Genomic DNA, 20,358 nt, shown 5'->3' with positions numbered 1-20,358 from the left:
AAGATGTTATTGTTACTGAACGACCTCGGCATCACGACCGAGACGGACCAATTTGATGGTGCCGAACTGACACGACTCGTCGTCAATAAACAGCGGCGCACGTGGACGTTCCATTTCTGCGTCCATCATGTGCTCCCGTATGACGTCCATCAGTTATTCATGAGCCGTCTCGAAAACCGTTACGCGACGTTCGCGGACGAAGTGTATGCGCGTTTCTCGACCGAGGTGGGTGGCACGGAGGCGGATTATATCGATTATTGGCCACGCATCGTCAGCGAACTGAGCCAAGTGTCAGGTGCGATGCGCAGTTACTTCGCTTCGGTCAGACCGCGTTTCGAACAGAATAAACTGCTCATCCCGGTCCGTTCGGCTCCCGAGGCGAGTTATGTCGACAAAGAGCTGTGCCAAGAAGTGCAGGCGCTCTATAGCGCGTATGGTTTCACGAAAAAACCGTGCCAGGCACACTTCTCTGAAGATGCGGAGGCGAATCAAGCGCTGCGTGAACAAGTCGTTCAAGAAGATATCGAGCAGGCAAAACTCGCCTTGGCCGCCCAGTTCGCGAAGACGACCGAATCGAATGAGGAACCCGTCACCGAAGTGCGTATGGGCGCCTTGATCAAAGATGAGATTGTCCAAATCAAGACGATCATCGAAGAAGAGCGCCGCGTCGCGATTCGCGGGCTCGTCTTCTCCGCAGAACGAAAAGAGTTGAAAAGCGGGAAGAAACTGTTCACGTTCAAACTGACCGACTACACGGATTCGCTCATCGTCAAAGTGTTCGCACGAGACGACGATGACGACCGGATGCTGAGCGCCGTCAAAAAAGGCATGTGGATTCAAGCGGCCGGGCGCGTCGAAGATGACAGCTTCATGCGCGAACTGTGCATGATGGCATCGCAACTTCAAGAAGTGAAAGTTGAGCCTGCCCGTGATGAATGGGAAGGGGAGAAGCGTGTCGAGCTTCATGCTCACACACAGATGAGCCAGATGGATGCGGTCACAAACGTGTCGGCAGTCGTCGCTCGGGCAGCCAAATGGGGGCACCGCGCCATCGCCATCACCGACCACGCGGGCGTGCAGTCGTTCCCTGAGGCGTATTACGCCGGTAAGAAGAACGATATCAAGATTTTGTACGGTGTCGAGGCAAACGTCGTCAACGACGGTGTCCCGGTCGCTTACCACCCGACCGATGTACCGCTCGACGAGGCGACATACGTCGTCTTCGACGTCGAGACGACCGGGCTTTCAGCCGTCTACAACAAGATTATCGAACTGGCCGGTGTCAAAATCAAAGACGGGGAAATCATCGACCGGTTCGAGGCGTTCGCCGATCCGAAACATCCACTCTCGGCGACGACGATTGAATTGACCGGGATCACGGACGACATGGTTCACGGTCAACCGGACCCGGAAGTGATCACGAAGCAGTTCGTCGACTGGTGCGGTGACGGGATTCTCGTCGCCCATAACGCATCGTTTGACATGGGCTTTCTGGAAGCGACACTTCGGAGCGGTGGACATGAACCGGACAATTATCCGGTCATCGACACGCTTGAACTCGCCCGAACGATCTTACCGACGCTCAAGAACCACCGGCTCAATACGCTCGCTAAACGGTTCGATATCGAACTGACCCAGCATCACCGGGCGATTTACGATGCCGAGGCCACGGCGTATTTGCTCATGAAGCTACTCGACCTCGCCAAGCAGATGTTCGAGATGCAAACGCACCGCTCGCTCAACGCGAAAGTAGGGAGTGACGTCTCGAAGATTCGTCCGTTCCACGCGACGATTTACGCGAAAAACAAGAAGCCGGGCCTACGCCACTTGTACGAGTTGATCACATTGTCACATATCGACTTCTTGTATCGACAGGCAAGGATGCCGCGATCGGAAATTGTGAAGCGACGAGAAGGGCTTCTCACCGGCTCCGCTTGCGACAATGGCGAGATCTTTGATGCCGCGCTCAACAAGTCAGACGAGGAACTCGAGAAGATGATGTCGTTCTATGACTTCATCGAGATCCATCCGCCCGCGCTGTATCTTCATTTGATTGATAAAGAGATCGTCGCGAACGAACTTGAACTGCGTGACATCATCAAACGGATCATCCGTGTCGCGAAGCAAGCAGATCTCCCTGTTTGTGCGACCGGGAACGTTCACTATCTCGACCGGACGGATCGCTCGTACCGGGAGATTTTAATCCGTACGCAAGGCGGGGCGAATTTCATCAACACGCGTAAGGAACTCCCGCACGCGCATTTCCGGACGACGAAAGAAATGATGGAAGAGTTCAAGTTCCTCGGCGACGAGCTCGCCCGTGAGATCGTCATCACGAACCCGAACGCGATCGCCGATCAAATCGAGTCGATTCAAATCATCCCGGATGAACTGTTCACGCCGAAGATTGAAGGGGCGGATGATGAAGTCCGCAACATGAGCTATGACATGGCCCGTTCGATTTATGGCGATGAACTTCCAGAAATCGTCGAGGCCCGGCTCGAGAAAGAACTGAAATCGATCATCGGTCACGGATTTGCCGTCATTTACTTGATCTCGCACAAACTTGTGAAGAAATCGCTCGACGACGGATACCTCGTCGGGTCGCGGGGATCGGTCGGTTCGAGTCTCGTCGCGACGATGACGGAAATCACTGAGGTCAACCCGCTCCCACCGCACTACGTCTGTCCGAACTGTAAGCATTCCTACTTCTTCAATGATGGGTCGGTCGGTTCAGGGTACGATTTGCCGGACAAGGAGTGTCCGGAATGCGGCACATGGTATAAAAAAGACGGTCACGACATCCCGTTCGAGACGTTCCTCGGTTTCAAAGGGGATAAAGTCCCGGATATCGATTTGAACTTCTCGGGCGAATATCAGCCGCACGCCCACGCCTACACGAAAGTGTTGTTCGGCGAAGAGTACGTCTATCGTGCCGGAACGATCGGTACGATCGCCGACAAGACGGCGTACGGGTACGTGAAAGGCTATGCGACCGAGAACGATAAGATTTACCGTAACGCCGAGGTCGATCGGCTCGTGTCCGGTGTGACCGGCGTCAAACGGACGACCGGGCAGCACCCGGGTGGAATCATCGTCGTCCCGGACTATATGGATATCGCTGAGATCTCTCCGATTCAATATCCGGCTGACGATAAGACGTCTGAATGGAAGACGACCCACTTCGACTTTCATTCGATTCATGACAACTTGCTCAAGCTCGACATTCTCGGTCACGATGACCCGACCGCGATTCGGATGCTCCAAGATTTGTCGGGCATCGACCCGCTGACGATTCCGACCGATGATCCGACCGTCATGAAAATCTTCTCGTCTCCGGAAGTGCTCGGCGTCACCCCGGAACAGATCGAGTCGAAGACGGGGACGCTCGGCATCCCTGAGTTCGGTACGAAGTTCGTGCGGCAGATGCTCGAAGAGACAAAACCGTCCACTTTCTCGGAGCTCGTCCAAATTTCTGGACTGTCACATGGGACGGACGTTTGGATCGGCAACGCGAACGAATTGATTTACAACGGCACGTGTGAACTGAAAGACGTCATCGGCTGTCGAGACGACATCATGGTCTATCTCATATACGCTGGTCTTGAGCCGTCATTCGCCTTCAAAATCATGGAGTCGGTACGGAAAGGGAAAGGATTGAGCGAAGAGATGGAGTCCGAGATGCGAGCGAACGGCGTTCCGGAATGGTATATCTCATCTTGTAAGAAAATCAAGTACATGTTCCCGAAAGCGCACGCGACCGCTTACGTCTTAATGGCCGTCCGCATCGCTTACTTCAAAGTTCATCATCCGATTCTGTACTATGCGACGTACTTCACGGTCCGCGCCGGCGATTTCGACTTGTCGGCGATGATCAAAGGGTCGCAAGCGGTGCGAAAAGCGATGTCTGACATTCGTGAAAAAGGGTTTGAAGCGACGGCGAAAGACAAAGGCCTCCATACCGTGCTCGAACTCGCCCTCGAGATGCTCGAGCGCGGAATGAAGTTCCAAAACATCGACTTGTACCGGTCGAGCGCGACCGAATTCTTGATCGAAGGCAACACGCTCATTCCACCGTTCAATGCGGTCGATGGACTCGGCACGAACGCGGCGAAGGCGATCGTCGATGCGCGTGCCGAAGGGCAGTTCTTATCGAAAGAAGATTTGCGGAAGCGAGCTAAACTATCGAAGACGATCATCGAGACGCTTGATACGATGAAATGTCTCGAAGGTCTCCCGGACGAGAACCAACTGTCATTCTTTGATTTTGGGGTGTAAGTTGCAGAAAAACGGGAAAATATGATATATTAGTATCGAACAAAGTTGGATACTACGACGGAAAGGAGTAGGGAACCCTACTCCTTTCTTGTATGTAAAAGCCAGAAGGAGGGATGAGAGTGTCCAAAATAACAGAGGTCGTCGAAGTCATCGCTTTGCCGATCGTCGAGCAAGCGAACATGGAATTAGTCGACGTTGAATTCGTGAAAGAAGGTCCAGACTGGTTCTTGCGTGTCTACATCGACAAGCCGGGGGGCGTCGATTTAGATGATTGCGTCAACATCAACGAACAGCTCTCGGAAAAACTAAACGAAACCGACCCGATCGAACAAGCCTATTATCTTGACGTCTCGAGTCCCGGTGCGGAGCGCCCGCTCAAGAAACCGGTCGACTTTGAACGGGCGATCGGAAAGAACGTCTACATTAAGACGTTTGCTCCGATTGAAGGTGCCAAAGAGTTCGAAGGCGTTTTGACAGCGTATGACGGTGAGACAGCCGTCGTCGAGACACGGATCAAGACACGTAAAAAAGCGATCACGCTACCAGTAGACAAAATTGCACAAGCCCGCCTAGCGGTCACGTTTAGTTAAGGAGAGGTAAAGATGGGGCCACAATTACTCACAACAATCGAACAGATTGCAAATGAAAAGGGAATCGAGAAAGACATCATCATCGATGCGCTCGAGCAAGCGCTCATCTCGGCTTATCGCCGAAATGTCGCGAACCCGAACGAACACGTAAAAGTCGAGTTCGACCAAGTGACAGGTGACATTCGCGTGTTTGCATTAATCGAGGTCGTCGAGCGTCTCACGCAACCCGACCAGCAACTCTCACTCGAAGAAGCGCATGAAATCGACCCGAACTATGAACTAGGCGACTTCCATAAAGAAGAAGTGACTCCGAGCGACTTCGGTCGCGTCGCTGCGATGACGGCGAAACAAGTCGTCACGCAAAAGATGCGTGAAGCTGAGCGCGAGCGCATTTATAACCACTTCGCCGACAAGGAAGACGAGATCATGACGGGAATCGTCGAGCGGTTCGACCCGCGCAACTTGTATATCGGTCTCGAGAACAACATCGAGGCGGTGCTCACACCGAACGAACAGATGCCGAACGAGTCATATCAGATTCACGACCGCATCAAAGTGTACGTGACGAAAGTCGATTCAACGACAAAAGGATCAGGTGCGGCGATTCAAGTATCACGGACGCACCCGGGACTGCTTCGTCGTTTGTTCGAGCTTGAAGTTCCGGAAATCGCGAGCGGGACGGTCGACGTCATGTCAGTGTCACGTGAAGCGGGAGACCGTTCAAAAATCGCCGTCCATTCGGATATCGTTGACCCGGTCGGCGCTTGCGTCGGTCCAAAAGGGCAGCGTGTTCAAACGATTGTCGATGAGTTGAACGGTGAGAAGATCGACATCGTCCGTTGGTCGGAAGATCCGAAAGAGTTCGTGAAAAACGCACTCAGCCCGGCACAAGTTGTCGCGGTTTACGTGAACGAACCGGCTAAATCGACGACGGTCGTCGTACCGGATTACCAATTGTCACTCGCCATCGGAAAGCGTGGACAAAACGCACGTCTCGCGGCTAAGTTGACAGGTTGGAAAATCGACATCAAGAGCGAGACGGACGCGGAAGCGCTCGACTTGTTCGATACGTATGCCGAAAAAGTTGAATCGGAGCCAGAAATTGTTCACAATGAAATGGAACAGGCTGACTCAGTTGACGTAGCAGTTGAACCAACCGCGGTAAAAGAAGAGGAATGACCATGAAGCAAAAGAAACTTCCTTTGCGCAAATGCGTGGTCACGCAAGAAATGTTGCCGAAGAAAGACTTGATTCGTGTCGTACGGACGCCAGAAGGCGACGTCGTCATCGACGTGTCAGGAAAACTGAACGGTCGAGGCGCTTACTTGTCTAAAGATATCGATGTGATTCGTCTAGCAGAAAAAAAACGGACGCTTGATCATCATTTGAAAGTGAAAACGAGTGAGACGCTCTATGAACAGCTCAGACAGTCTGTTGAAGGTGACGTTTCATGAGTCAGTGGGAATCATTGTTAGGCCTCGCCGCACGGGCGAGGAAAGTAACGATGGGAGAAGAGTTTGTGTTGAAGGATATACGGGCTGGCCGCGCCAAGCTCGTCATTCTTGCCGGAGACGCGGGAGCGTCGACGAGAAAACGGGTTACCGACAAATGTACATCGTATGGTGTTCCTTTCGTTGAAGTGAGCGACCGATATACGATCGGTGCCGCGATAGGGAAAGATATGCGTGTCGTCGTGTCAGTGACAGAATCCGGATTTGCGAACAAGCTTAAGCAACTTCTCTCGTAACTATTAACGGAGGTGGATGCTTTGGGAAAACGCGTCTATGAATTTGCAAAAGAACAGAACGTAACAAGTAAACAAGTCATTACCCAGCTCGAAAAATTGAACAAACCTGTGAAAAACCACATGGCTGTTCTCGATGAGGAGTCGGTCAAACAATTGGATCGTATATTTAACCCTGAGAAGTACCGGGCAGAAGAGAAGAAAGCCGAAGTGAAACCGGCGGCTGAACAACCGAAGCAAGAGAAAAAAGAAGCGCCGCAAGCTCGCCCGCAGGCGTCGAGCACGCCGCAAGGCAACCGTGGCGGCAACCGCTTCAGCAACAACCGCAACGACAACCGCAACAAGAAGCGCGGTAAAGGCAAAGGCAAGCCGGCGAAAGCGGCCATCCCGCAAGAAGCGGATCCGAATTCGAAGACGAGCCAACGTAAAGCTGCTCGTCTAGCGCAAGAGTCTGAAATGGGTAACATCATCAAATATGACGATGTCCTCAGCGTATCGGACCTCGCTGCGAAGATGGATAAAAAGCCGAACGAGATCATCATGAAATTGATGGGTCTCGGTGTCATGGCGACAATCAACCAAACGCTCGACGACGAGACGATTGAATTGCTCGCTACAGAATTCGGCTACGAAGTCGAAAAAGAAGTCATCGTCGATGAGACGGACTTCGAAGAAGTGGAAATCGACTTCTCGGCTTACGACCTTGTAGAACGTCCTGCTGTCGTCACAATCATGGGTCACGTCGACCACGGTAAGACGACGCTTCTCGACTCGATTCGTAACACGAAAGTCGTCGCTGGCGAAGCCGGTGGAATCACGCAGCATATCGGTGCGTATCAAGTTCAAGTCAACGACAAGAAAATTACATTCCTCGATACACCTGGTCACGCCGCCTTTACGACGATGCGTGCCCGTGGAGCGGAAGTGACGGACATCGCCATCATCGTCGTCGCAGCCGATGACGGTGTCATGCCGCAAACGGAAGAAGCGATTTCGCACGCGAAAGCAGCGAACGTCCCGATTATCGTTGCCGTCAACAAGATGGACAAAGAAGGGGCGAACCCGGACCGTGTCAAACAAGAGTTGACTGAATTCGGACTCGTACCGGAAGAGTGGGGCGGCGAAACGATTTTCGTTCCAATCTCAGCTTTGAAATACGAAGGAATCGACGAGTTGCTCGAAATGATTCTTCTCGTGTCAGAAGTCGAAGAGTACAAGTCAACGCCTGACATGCCGGCACGTGGTTCTGTCATCGAAGCGAAGCTCGACAAAGGTCGAGGTCCTGTCGCGACACTTCTCGTACAACACGGGACACTCCGCATCGGAGACTCGATTGTCGTCGGAAGCACGTTCGGACGTGTCCGGGCGATGGTGAACGATATCGGTCGCCGTGTGAAAGAAGTCGGTCCATCGACTCCAATCGAAATCACAGGCTTGAACGACGTCCCGCAAGCAGGCGATCAGTTCATCGTCTTCGAAGACGAGAAAAAAGCACGTGCCATCGGCGAGAAACGTTACCAACGTTACCTCGAGTCGCAACGTCGTGAATCGGCGAAAGTCAGTCTTGACGACTTGTTCAGCCGGATTCAAGAAGGCGAAGTGAAAGACTTGAACGTCATCATTAAAGCAGACGTACAAGGTTCGGCGGAAGCACTCGCTGGATCACTCCGCAAAATCGACGTCGCAGGCGTCAAAATCAACATCGTCCACCAAGGTGTCGGTGCGATCACAGAAGGTGACGTCATCCTCGCTTCAGCGGCGAACGCGATCATCATCGGATTCAACGTCCGCCCAGATGGTAACGCCCGTTCGATGGCTGAGCAAGAACATGTTGAAATGCGTCTGCACCGGATCATCTACAACGCCATCGATGAAATCGAGAGCGCGATGAAAGGGATGCTCGACCCTGAGTTCGTTGAAGAAATCACAGGTCAAGTCGAAGTCCGTGACGTCTTCAAAGTCTCGAAAGTCGGAACGATCGCTGGTTGCTACGTCACAGAAGGTAAAATCTCACGTGACGCCGGCGTCCGCATCATCCGTAACGGCATCGTCGTATACGAAGGTAAGCTTGATACACTCCGTCGCTTCAAAGACGACGTCAAAGAAGTCGCGACAGGCTATGAGTGTGGGATTAAAGTAGAGAAATTTGATGACATTAAAGTCGATGATGTCATCGAAGCGTTCATCATGAAAGAAGTCGAACGCAAATAAAGCGAGGAGGGAACACGTATGAACATTCGTGCCCAACGCGTCGCAGAACAGATGCGTAAAGAAATCACTGACATTCTGTTGCGTGAAGTGAGCGATCCGCGTACGAAAAACGCCACGATCACGAGCGTGGACGTGACAGGAGACTTGCAACAAGCGACTGCCTATTACACGGTGCTCGGAGACGACGCTGAAGTGAAGGCTGAGACGCAGGCTGGTCTCGATAAAGCGAGCGGATTCATCCGCCGTGAAATCGGAAGCCGAATCCGTCTTCGCAAGACACCAGAATTGTCGTTCGAATATGATTCATCGGTCGCATATGGTAGCCATATCGACTCGTTGATTCGTGACTTGAACAAAGACGAATAAACTGAAGGGGGACTCGCGTCCCCCTTTTTTCATGTGGAGGGAACAGAGATGGAACCGACAGGAGTATTGATCCTCGATAAAGACAGCGGTATGACGAGCCACGATTGTGTCTTTAAATTACGGAAGTTGTTTCAGACGAAAAAAGTCGGACACACCGGTACACTCGACCCGGAAGTGACCGGCGTCTTACCGATCTGTCTCGGACGGGCGACGAAACTTTCTCGCTTTTTAACAGATGAAGGAAAGCGTTACGAGGCCGAAGTGACGATTGGCACGGCGACGATGACAGAAGATGCCCATAGTGAGGTCGTCGACAGCCGTTTGGTCGACATCGAGGCATTCACGAGTGATGAGATCGATCAGGTGTTACAGGCTTTGACAGGGCGAATCGAGCAAATTCCGCCTTACTACTCTGCCGTCAAAGTGAACGGGAAGAAGTTATATGAATACGCCCGAAAAGGTCAAACGGTCGAACGGCCCCGGCGCATGGTTGTAATCCATCGTTTGACGCGGACGAGTGAGCCGGTGTTTGCCGATGGCGTATGCCGTTTCCAGATTGACGTCGAGTGCGGCAAAGGAACGTTCATCCGAACACTCGCCGTGCAAATCGGGGAAGCGCTCGGCTACCCGGCGCATATGAGCGATCTTCGTCGGACGCGGTCAGGCTCGTTCGACGCGACTGACGCGGTCAATCTCGAGACGCTACAAGCACTCGAGACGGTCGAGGAACGGATGCAATACCTGATCCCGCTCGAAGAGGTCATCAAACGTTGGCCGGCGATGACAATCCCGGGCAACCGAGAACGTTATATTCGCAACGGCGGCAAGCTAAACGACGTCTCGCTCGAATTTGAACTGTTTACTGTCTATAATGAAGAAGGAATTCCGCTCGCCCTTTACCGACGGCTTGACGGAACGACAGACGCTACAGTCGAGGTCATGTTGACGATCGACTAAGGGGGAAATGGAAGTATGGAAACGATTCATCTCACACATCCCGAGACGCCGGACTTTGTCCCGTCGGTCATGGTGCTCGGCTTCTTCGACGGTGTGCACAACGGACACCAGGCTGTGATTCGTCATGCACAAGAGCAGGCGGAACGGCTGAACGTGCCGGTCACCGTCGTCACGTTCGACCCGCATCCGAAACAAGTGCTGTCGAATCAGCCGGACGCGGTACGCTACATCACGCCACTCGCTCGTAAACTGAATCGAATTGCCGCGCTTGGCGTCGAACGTTGCCTCGTCCTCACGTTCACGAAAGAACTTGCCGGCCTGTCACCGCAACAGTTTGTCGATGATTATTTGATCGGTGCCGGTGCGATGCACGTGACGGCCGGGTTTGATTACTCCTATGGCAAGTTCGGAGAAGGGACGATGGAGACGATGCCGTACCATGCCCGAGGACGATTTACGACATCGGTCGTCACTGAACAGACAGACGATGGTGAAAAAGTGTCCTCGACCCGCATCCGCAAGCTACTCGGAGCGGGGGACGTCGATAAGGCGGCGGCGCTCCTTGGGACACCTTATGTCATTTGCGGGGAAGTCATCCACGGAGATGCCCGCGGACGCACGATCGGGTACCCGACGGCGAACGTCGTCATGGACGCGTCTTACGTCATGCCGCGGCTCGGCGTCTATGCGACGCGCGTCCGGTTGCGTGACGGTCGGACGTTTGATGCGATGACGAACGTCGGGCGGCGCCCGACGTTTTACGACACGGGTGACGTCTCGATCGAGAGCCACTTGTTCGACTTCTCAGAGGACTTGTACGGTCAATTGATTGAGATTGAGTGGATCCGATTCATACGGAACGAGCGGGCGTTCGATGGTCTCGATTCGCTCATCGCCCAGTTGAAGCAAGATGAGACGACGGCCCGATCAATCCTATCTTGACTTTGGACACGGACTCCTGTATTCTATTTTGGTACGCAAAGTACACCGTTTCGCTTGGCTGGTCGATTCACCAACGCCGGCTCGGCAACGCGGCAATTTTATTTAATTGGAGGTGGAGAGGCAAATGGCACTCTCAAAAGAACGTAAGAACGAAATCATCGCGGAATACGCGACAAAACAAGGTGACACTGGTTCACCGGAAGTTCAAGTTGCAGTTTTGACTGAACAAATCAACACTTTAAACGAACATCTTCGTACACACAAGAAAGACCACCACTCACGTCGCGGTCTTTTGAAAATGGTTGGACGTCGTCGTAACTTGCTTACGTACCTTCGTAACAAGGACGTTACACGTTACCGTGAATTGATTCAACGCCTTGGTCTCCGTCGTTAATCCGACCGGACCATGTGACGGGCTGGGACACTTGTTCCTAGTCCGTTTCTTCTTTTTTTAAAGGAAAATCATTAGACATTCCTAGGAATGAGTTACATAATAAACTAGATAAGGTTTGAGAGGAGAATGTTCATGTTAGGTACGAAACAAGTATTTTCTACAGAATGGGGCGGACGTCCGCTATCTGTGGAAGTGGGTCAACTCGCGAAACAAGCGAACGGCTCGGCGCTCGTCCGTTACGGCGACACGGTCGTGCTCGCAACGGTGACGGCATCGAAAGCACCAAAAGATTTAGATTTCTTCCCACTTACGGTCAACTACGAAGAAAAACTATACTCGGTCGGTAAAATTCCAGGAGGTTTCCTTCGTCGGGAAGGGCGTCCTGGCGAGAACGCGATTTTGACGTCACGTCTCATCGACCGTCCGATCCGTCCACTTTTCCCTGACGGCTTCCGTCATGATATTCAAGTCATGATTTACGTCATGTCAAACGACCCGGACTGCTCGGCTGAGATGGCCGGTATGCTCGGAACGTCGATCGCCTTGTCGATCTCGGACATCCCGTTTGACGGACCGATCGCCGGTGCGACGGTCGGTCGCATCGACGGCGAATTCGTTGTCAACCCGACGACGGAGCAACTCGAGAAGACAGAGCTCGAACTTCAAGTCGCCGGTACGGCAGACGCCATCAACATGGTGGAAGCAGGCGCGAACGAAGTGTCTGAAGAAATCATGCTCGAATCGATCTTGTTCGGTCACGAAGAGATCAAAAAGCTCGTCGCTTTCCAAAGCGAGATCGTCGCAGCAGTCGGGAAACCGAAATTCGAATACACTGTCTCAAAATTCGATGAGACGTTGTCACAAGAGCTCGAAGCGGCTCGCCCTGAAATCGTCGAAGCGGTTCAAGTCGAAGAGAAACACGCACGTGACGAGGCGATCAACGAAGTCATCGCCAAGTACGTCGCCTCTTACGAAGAGCGCCTCGCGGACGAGCCTGCCAAGTTGAAAGAAGTGTCGGGCATCTTGAACAAGTTCGTCAAAGACGAAGTCCGCCGTTTGATCACGGTTGAAAAAGTTCGTCCTGACGGTCGCCGCCCGGACGTCATCCGTCCACTCGCTTCTGAAGTCGGCCTGTTGCCACGTGCGCACGGCGTCGGCTTGTTCACACGTGGACAAACGCAAGTCATGTCGGTCGCGACGCTCGGCGTCATCGGTGACGCTCAAATCATCGACGGCATCGGCTTAGAAGAGAACAAGCGTTTCATGCACCATTATAACTTCCCGCCGTTCTCGGTCGGTGAAGCGCGTCCGGTGCGTGCGCCAGGTCGCCGGGAAATCGGACACGGAGCACTCGGAGAACGTGCGATGTTGCCGGTCATCCCGAATGAGGCAGACTTCCCGTATACGATTCGTCTCGTATCGGAAGTACTCGAATCGAACGGATCAAGTTCACAGGCATCAATCTGTGGCTCGACGCTCGCGCTCATGGATGCCGGTGTGCCGATCAAGGCACCGGTCGCTGGAATCGCGATGGGTCTGATCATGGAAGGTGAGCACTACACGGTACTCACGGACATTCAAGGACTTGAAGATCACCTCGGGGACATGGACTTCAAAGTCGCCGGAACGAAAGACGGGATCACTGCCTTGCAAATGGACATCAAGATCGCGGGTATCACGCGTGACATCTTGGAAGAAGCGCTCGAACAAGCGCGTTCAGGACGTCTCCACATCTTGAACCACATGCTCGAGACACTCGACGCACCACGTCCACAGTTGTCGAAATACGCTCCGAAGATCATCACGATGACGATCAATCCGGACAAGATTCGCGACGTGATCGGGCCGGGTGGTAAGATGATCAACAGCATCATCGACCAGACAGGTGTCAAAATCGACATTGAACAAGATGGTACGGTGTTCATCGCCTCGACCGATCAAGAAGGTATCGATATGGCGATGGCGCTCATCGGCGATATCGTCCGCGAAGTCGTCGTCGGTGAAGTGTTCGACGCGACCGTGCGCCGGATCGAGAAGTTTGGCGCGTTCGTCGAGTTGTTCAAAGGCAAGGACGCTCTCGTCCACGTCTCAGAGTTCAGCTTAGAGCGTGTCGCGAACGTCGAAGACGTCGTCAAGCTCGGTGACACGATCAAAGTCAAAGTCACAGAGATCGATGACAAAGGGCGTGTCAACGCCTCGCATAAAACGCTCATCCTCGAAGGGTTGTCCCCGGAAGAGCGAGAAGCGTACGAAGCGAAACGGAAAGCGGCGCGCGAAAGCCGTCCGCCACGTGACAGTCGTCCGCCGCGTCGCGACGGCGACCGTCGCCCGCCAAGAACGACAAACTAATCAATGATGGCCATCGTCTGTTGCGATGGCCTTTTTCATAGGAGTGAGGACATGGAAATTATCACGTTACAAAACGGCGTCCGCATCGTGGTCGAACCGATGGCCGACGTCCGCAGCACGTCTACCGGTGTGTTCATCAAAGCCGGGACACGAACCGAATCGACAACCGAGATCGGTATTAGCCACTTGATTGAGCATATGCTGTTCAAAGGGACAAAGACGAAGACGGCCAAAGAGATCGCTTCGTTCTTCGACGAGCTCGGCGGTAGCGTCAACGCGTTCACTTCGAAAGATCACACGTGCTATTACGTGAAGACGCTCGATGAACATGCGGTCGTCGCTTTCGACGCCCTCGCCGACATGTTGTTTCAGTCGCTCTTCGATAAGACGGAACTTGAGAAAGAAAAGCGGGTCGTGTTAGAAGAAATTAAAATGTATGAAGACACGCCGGAAGATCTCGTGCATGAACTGCTCGCGAAGGCCGTCTATCAAGACGACGTGCTCGCCGAACCGATTCTCGGGACGGAAGCGAGCGTGCTCGGGCTGTCACGCGAACAGTTGCTTCGTTACGTCGCGACGATGTACACGGGCAACCGGGTCGTCGTCTCGATTGCCGGTCATGTACCGGACGCCCTCGTCGACGCCGTCAAGGCAAGGTTTGCCGAGCTTCCATCAGGGGAATCATCGAAAGAATCAACCGTTCCGACGCTCCATGCCGAGGTCGTTAAAAAACAGAAAGAGACCGAGCAAGCTCACCTCTGTTGGAACTTCGAGGCGATTGCTGCGACCGATGACCGGTTGCCGCATCTTGCACTCATGAACAATGCGATCGGAGCGACGATGTCCTCCCGCTTGTTCCAGTCGATTCGGGAAGAAGAAGGGTTGGCGTATTCCATCTATTCGTATTACACGACGTTTGATGACCATGGGACGTTCACGATTTACATCGGCACGTCTCCAGACACACTCGAACAAGTCGAAGCAATCATGGTGCGTGAACTGACAGAGCTGAAACAGTCTGGACTTACCGACGAAGAAGTCGAGAAAGGCAAACGACAGTTAAAAGGTTCACTCGTTCTCGGCAACGAAAGTACGAGTGCGCGGATGAATCGGAACGGGCGAAACCTCGTCTTATTGGATGAGGTGGAGCCGATTGACGTCGTCCTCGACAAGGTTGACCGGATCGAGACAGGCGAAGTCAACGCCTTGATCCGGGAAGTGCTTAACCACGCCCCTGCCAAATCATACGTCCTTCCGTCCGAAGACCGACTTGAAACCGAATTGTAAGTTCTCTACACTGATTAAGAGGTATTCTTTACTTTGGACAGGATATAGGTGAAAGAAGGGAAAGACTTGAACTTAACGGATTTAATTAAAAAGATACAAGTGATCAACAAACTGCAGACAACTGACATTGAAGTGACCCACGTGACGACCGATTCGCGAGAAGTCGTGCCAGGGACGCTGTTTGTCGCCATTAAAGGCTATACGGTCGACGGACACGATTATGCGGCTACCGCGGTCGAACGAGGCGCCGTGGCGATCGTAAGCGAGCGGACACTCGACGTGGCCGTGCCGAACATTCTCGTGCGTGACAGCTCGCGAGCGGTCGGTTTATTAGCGTCGGCTTTTTACGGCTATCCGTCTGAACAGATGCGTATGTTCGGCATTACAGGAACGAACGGCAAGACGACGACGACGACAATTTTACGCGACGTCCTCACCGAGCTCGGTCATAGCACCGGGCTCATCGGGACGGTCGAAGTTCGCATTAACGATACGGTCGTACCGAGTAAAAATACGACGCCGCAAAGTTCAGAACTGCAACAATTGCTCACCCAAATGAGAGATGAAGGGGTGACCGACGTGATGATGGAAGTGTCATCACACGGGCTCGAGCTCGGCCGCGTCATCGGGACCGACTTCGACATCGTCGGGTTCACGAACTTGACGCACGATCACCTCGATTTCCACGGGACGTTCGAAAATTATGCCCGGGCCAAAGGACTTCTTTTTGCCCAACTCGGACAGACGGCATCGCGCGACAAAGTGGCCGTCTTGAACGCAGACGACCCGTACAGCAAGCTCTATGAGACGATGACGGGGGCGCGTGTGCTTACATACGCCATCGACACACCGGCTGACGTGACGGCGACAGACATTGTTCAGACGCTGTCAGATACGAGCTTCCATCTCCACTATCAAGGAGAAAGTCTACCTGTGACGGTGCAGTTCATCGGGCGTTTTAACGTCTATAATATTTTGCTCGCGACGGGCTGCCTCCTCGCCGCCGGCTATTCGCTCGGTGTCATCATTGAGGCGCTCGAGGCGATCCATCCGGCTAAAGGACGGATGCAACGTCTCGACGTCCCTGGGTATAACGTGTATGCCGATTATGCGCACACGCCAGACGGCATCGAACAATGCTTGAAATCGCTCGTCGGCGTCCCGAAAGAAGACATCATCTTCTTGATCGGGACGGGCGGGAACCGAGATGTGACGAAACGCCCGACGATGGGCGAGATGGCATCGAAGTATGCCGGCACCGTCGTCATCACGACGGATGACCCTCGTTTTGAGGCGTATGACTCGATCACGAACGGAATCGCTTCTGGCATGACGCATGACAATTACGTCGAAATCGGGGACCGAGAAGAAGCGGTCCGCTACGCGGCACGTCTCGCAAAACCGGATAATATCGTCGTCTTGGCTGGAAAAGGACACGAGAAATATCAAATCATCGGCAATGAGAAAGTACCGCTTGATGAAGAATTGATCGTCCGAACGACAATTTTGAATATGGAGGAATAAGGATTTATGGCAGTACAACCGATCAGCTTGACAGAGAAAGAGCATGATGATTTTGTCAAAACACATGACCGAGGAGATTTGTTGCAACTCTCGAGTTGGGCCAACGTGAAACGTCAAAACGGTTGGTCTGGCGAGCGCATCGCCGTCGCCACGGACGGGAAAGTGACAGGCGTCGCCTTGTTGCTGTTCAAACAAGTACCGAAATTGCCGTTCACACTGTGCTACGCGCCGCGCGGATTCGTCGTCGATTACGATGATGTGGACTCGCTGCGGGCACTCACGGACGAAGCGAAGCGGGTCGCAAAGACAAGACGGGCGATCACGATTAAAATCGACCCGAATGTCGATCGAGACGAAGTGCCTGGGTTGTTGACGGAGATGGCCGACCTCGGATTCACGCACAAAGGGTACGGGGGCGGGTTCGATTACGCCCAGCCCCGCTTCACGATGGAAACGGATTTACGGCCGAGTGAGAAAGACATTTTCGCGAAGTTTCATCATAAGTTCCGCTATAATGTCCGCCTGGCCGAAAAGAAAGGGATCGTCTGCACGGAAGTCGGACGGGACGGCTTAAAAACGTTCGCCGACTTGATGAAAGTGACGGGTGAGCGGGACGGTTTTGCCATCCGCGGCCTCGATTATTTCGAGAACTTATACGATTGTCTCCAACCGGGGGACGCCAGATTGTTCTTGACGAAGCTCGAACCGAGCATCGCGCTCGACCAACAACAGGCGACACTCGACAAAGCGAAGCGCGAACTCGAGAAGATCGAACGAGCGCTCGAAAAAGAGACGGCTGAGAAGAAACGGACGAGCCTGTCGAATCGTCAGAAGCAGACGAGCGAACAGATTGCAAAAATCGAGACGGCGTTACCTGAACTCGTACAACTGCACGAAAAATATCCGAACGGTCTCGTCTTGTCGGGCGGCCTATTGACGCTCGCTGGACGCCGCTCCTACTATCTATACGGCGCGTCTTCCAACGAATTCCGTGAATTCATGCCGAACCACCTCATGCAATGGACGATGATGCAAGCTGCCAAGGCGAGCGGGGCCGAACGCTATGACTTCGGAGGCGTTTCCGGCAGTACAGCGCCGGACGACGAATACGCGGGACTTTATGCGTTCAAATCCGGATGGGGGAGCGACCAGATTGAAAAGGTGGGCGAGTTTGACCTCGTCATGAACCGACCACTCTATTTCGCCCTCGAAACGGGACTTCCGCTCGTCAAAGGACTCCGTAAACGGCTGAGACGATGAAGTGGACCGGTATTTTGACGTTAGCGATGGTCGCATTTTTAGTCGGGATTTTTTTGGCATATTCATACACTCAGCCGGGGCCGATGCCGTGGATCGATGAGCCGTCGTTTGAGGCGGGGATGTGTGAGCGATCACCCCGTTCGGAGCAGACGATCGTCGACCGGAGCGACAAGGCGTTCGTCAACTTACATCCGCACGTACGGCAACGGAGCGAATTGTTCGTCCGTCTCGCTCATTCATGTCTCGGGCTCGAAGTGCGCTTGACGTCCGGGTATCGCTCGGCCGAAGAGCAAACCGCTTTATACGCCCAAGGGCGTTCTAAGCCGGGCCAAGTCGTCACGAACGCCAAGGCCGGTCAAAGTTATCACAACTACGGGCTTGCCGTCGATTTTGTCATCATCCATGACAACCGGGCTGATTATGATTTGTCTTCAGATCATAACCGGTCTGGGGTGCCGGATTGGCAAGAACTCGGGGAACTCGGCAAGGCACTCGGGTTCGAATGGGGCGGGGACTGGCGAAACTTCCCAGACTACCCTCATCTGCAGATGGACTTCGGTTTGTCGATTCGACAGCTCGCGGCCGGCAAGCGCCCGGCTGAACAAGCGACCGTTCCGCTCGCCGATGTTTTACAACCTCTAGTCGATTGAACGGAAATGTTGGCAATGAAGCCGTTTTCCGATACAATATTCAGTAGCGATAAGTGGACGAACCAGAATATGAATCATCTAGGAGGTTTTTGTTAGTGTCAAAGAAGAAGACAGAGAATATTAGCGTCTTTGCGCTTGGTGGCGTAGGCGAAATCGGGAAGAACATGTACGTCGTGGAACTAGACGACGACATCTTCGTCATCGATGCCGGCCTCATGTTCCCAGGCGATGAGATGCTCGGGATTGATATCGTGATCCCAGATATTACGTATTTGAAAGAAAATAAGGACCGTGTCCGGGCGATCTTCATCACCCACGGGCACGAAGATCATATCGGCGGACTAAGTTATGTGCTCCGTGATTTGAAACACGTTCCCGTCTACGGGACGAAATTGACACTCGGTTTGATTGAAATCAAGCTGAAAGAAGCAGGATTACTGAAAGAAGTCGACCTTCGGTTGATTGACGCCAAAACGAAATTGACTATCGCTGATCATTTCATCACGTTCTTCCGCGTCAACCACTCGATTCCAGACTGTGTCGGTGTCTGCATTCAAACGTCCCAAGGGGCGATCGTCCATACTGGCGACTTCAAGTTCGACTACACACCGGTCGACGGGAAGCAGTCGGACTTCAATAAACTGGCTGCAATCGGTCAGCGTGGCGTCCTTTGCCTGCTGTCGGATTCGACGAACGCGGAACGACCTGGTCAAACCGGTTCGGAGTCGCTCGTAGGCGCCGAATTGAACGATGTCATTTATCAAGCAGAAGGCCGCGTCATCGTCGCCTCGTTCGCCTCGAACGTGCATCGCTTGCAACAAGTGTTCGCGGCTGCGGAAGCGAACGACCGTAAAGTCGCCGTCGTCGGACGCAGCATGGTGAACATCGTCGAAGTGGCGCAAAAGCTGAACTATTTGCGCTTCAAGCCAAAGACGCTCGTCGAACTGTCACAAGTGAACCGTCTCCCAGACAACAAAGTCGTCATCTTGACGACCGGGTCTCAAGGCGAGCCGATGGCAGCGTTGACTCGGATGGCCCGGAACGCCCACAAACAAGTGAACATTCGCTTGAGCGATACGGTCGTCATCGCGGCGACTCCGATCCCTGGAAATGAGAAGTCAGTATCGAAAACGATCGACTTGTTGTTCCGTTCAGGGGCGAACGTCATTTATAACCAACGTAAAGTCCACGTCTCAGGACACGCTTCGGCGGAAGAGTTGAAGCTCATGCTCAACCTCGTCAAGCCGAAATACTTCCTTCCAATCCACGGGGAGTACCGGATGCAGATGGCCCACTCGAAGCTTGCTGAACAAGTCGGTGTGAAATCGAACAACATCTTTATCGTTGAAAAAGGAGATGTTGTCGAGTTCACAGGCAGAAAAGCGCGGATGAGCCGGAAAGTGCCGGCCGGGAACGTCTTGATTGACGGGATCGGTGTCGGTGACGTCGGTAACATCGTGCTTCGCGACCGTCGCCTCTTGTCACAAGATGGTGTCGTCCTCTGCGTCGTCACGTTGAACCGTAAACAAAAGAAATTGATTTCAGGACCTGAACTCATCTCACGTGGATTCGTCTATATGCGTGAATCGGAAGAGATGATCTCAGAGGCGAACCGTATCGTCACGAAACAGATCGAGAAGAGTCTTCAAGCTGGGAGTGACTGGACCGAATTGAAATCAAATATTCGTGAGCGGCTCAGCGTCTTCTTGTTCGAGCAGACGAAGCGTCGTCCGATGATCTTGCCGATCATCATGGAGATATAATGAATTGAGGCAAAAGTCATCTGACTTTTGCCTTCTTTTTTTA

The 20,358-nt window shown here is 53.1% G+C and carries 16 protein-coding genes; all 16 read left to right on the top strand.

Features of this window, described 5'->3' with window-relative positions; genetic code table 11:
• Positions 1-3: 3 nt before the first annotated feature.
• Positions 4-4,278, top strand: coding sequence for a PolC-type DNA polymerase III (locus tag P398_RS0111490; protein WP_029335365.1), 4,275 nt, complete (start codon positions 4-6; stop codon positions 4,276-4,278).
• 119 nt (positions 4,279-4,397) lie between these two features.
• Positions 4,398-4,868: a ribosome maturation factor RimP gene (rimP, locus tag P398_RS0111485; protein ID WP_024370138.1), complete on the top strand. Its 471-nt coding sequence runs from the start codon at positions 4,398-4,400 to the stop codon at positions 4,866-4,868.
• A 12-nt stretch (positions 4,869-4,880) separates the two neighbouring features.
• Positions 4,881-6,047, top strand: a complete 1,167-nt coding sequence (gene nusA / locus P398_RS0111480; protein WP_024370139.1) for a transcription termination factor NusA — start codon at positions 4,881-4,883, stop codon at positions 6,045-6,047.
• The gene (gene rnpM, locus P398_RS0111475; protein ID WP_167601153.1) at positions 6,044-6,322 is read left to right on the top strand and encodes an RNase P modulator RnpM; all 279 of its coding nucleotides are present in this window, start codon (positions 6,044-6,046) and stop codon (positions 6,320-6,322) included. Before nusA ends, rnpM begins: the two co-directional genes overlap by 4 nt.
• Positions 6,319-6,615: a YlxQ family RNA-binding protein gene (locus P398_RS0111470; RefSeq protein WP_024370141.1), complete on the top strand. Its 297-nt coding sequence runs from the start codon at positions 6,319-6,321 to the stop codon at positions 6,613-6,615. The genes rnpM and P398_RS0111470 overlap by 4 nt, the downstream gene beginning before the upstream one ends.
• 21 nt (positions 6,616-6,636) lie before the next feature.
• Complete coding sequence (gene infB, locus P398_RS0111465; protein ID WP_029335360.1) at positions 6,637-8,823, top strand: translation initiation factor IF-2; 2,187 nt, start codon at positions 6,637-6,639, stop codon at positions 8,821-8,823.
• 18 nt (positions 8,824-8,841) lie between these two features.
• The gene (gene rbfA, locus P398_RS0111460; protein ID WP_024370143.1) at positions 8,842-9,189 is read left to right on the top strand and encodes a 30S ribosome-binding factor RbfA; all 348 of its coding nucleotides are present in this window, start codon (positions 8,842-8,844) and stop codon (positions 9,187-9,189) included.
• Positions 9,190-9,237: 48 nt separating this feature from the next.
• Positions 9,238-10,146 carry a tRNA pseudouridine(55) synthase TruB gene (truB, locus tag P398_RS0111455; protein WP_029335358.1) on the top strand — a complete coding sequence of 303 codons (909 nt, stop codon included), beginning with the start codon at positions 9,238-9,240 and terminating at the stop codon, positions 10,144-10,146.
• 15 nt (positions 10,147-10,161) lie between these two features.
• The gene (locus tag P398_RS0111450; RefSeq protein WP_029335356.1) at positions 10,162-11,088 is read left to right on the top strand and encodes a bifunctional riboflavin kinase/FAD synthetase; all 927 of its coding nucleotides are present in this window, start codon (positions 10,162-10,164) and stop codon (positions 11,086-11,088) included.
• A 124-nt stretch (positions 11,089-11,212) separates the two neighbouring features.
• Positions 11,213-11,482: a 30S ribosomal protein S15 gene (gene rpsO / locus P398_RS0111445; protein WP_016508254.1), complete on the top strand. Its 270-nt coding sequence runs from the start codon at positions 11,213-11,215 to the stop codon at positions 11,480-11,482.
• A 132-nt stretch (positions 11,483-11,614) separates the two neighbouring features.
• A complete protein-coding gene (gene pnp / locus P398_RS0111440) occupies positions 11,615-13,831 on the top strand; it encodes a polyribonucleotide nucleotidyltransferase (RefSeq protein WP_024370146.1) in 2,217 nt (738 codons plus the stop codon).
• 51 nt (positions 13,832-13,882) lie between these two features.
• Positions 13,883-15,118 (top strand): M16 family metallopeptidase, encoded by a 1,236-nt coding sequence (locus P398_RS0111435; RefSeq protein WP_029335354.1) that lies wholly within the window; start codon positions 13,883-13,885, stop codon positions 15,116-15,118.
• 66 nt (positions 15,119-15,184) lie between these two features.
• A complete protein-coding gene (locus tag P398_RS0111430) occupies positions 15,185-16,642 on the top strand; it encodes a UDP-N-acetylmuramoyl-L-alanyl-D-glutamate--2,6-diaminopimelate ligase (RefSeq protein ID WP_024370148.1) in 1,458 nt (485 codons plus the stop codon).
• A gap of 6 nt (positions 16,643-16,648) precedes the next feature.
• Entirely contained in the window at positions 16,649-17,902 is a 1,254-nt protein-coding gene (locus P398_RS0111425) for a lipid II:glycine glycyltransferase FemX (protein ID WP_024370149.1), read from the top strand.
• A gap of 26 nt (positions 17,903-17,928) precedes the next feature.
• The gene (locus tag P398_RS0111420; protein ID WP_235263363.1) at positions 17,929-18,552 is read left to right on the top strand and encodes a M15 family metallopeptidase; all 624 of its coding nucleotides are present in this window, start codon (positions 17,929-17,931) and stop codon (positions 18,550-18,552) included.
• Positions 18,553-18,647: 95 nt separating this feature from the next.
• Positions 18,648-20,315: a ribonuclease J gene (locus P398_RS0111415; RefSeq protein ID WP_024370151.1), complete on the top strand. Its 1,668-nt coding sequence runs from the start codon at positions 18,648-18,650 to the stop codon at positions 20,313-20,315.
• Positions 20,316-20,358 lie beyond the last annotated feature (43 nt).

Origin of the sequence: Exiguobacterium aurantiacum DSM 6208, from assembly GCF_000702585.1 — a bacterium.
Taxonomy (GTDB): Bacteria; Bacillota; Bacilli; order Exiguobacteriales; family Exiguobacteriaceae; genus Exiguobacterium; species Exiguobacterium aurantiacum.
Note: the sequence above shows the minus strand (reverse complement) of the source record. Positions and strands in the feature narration are given on the sequence as shown.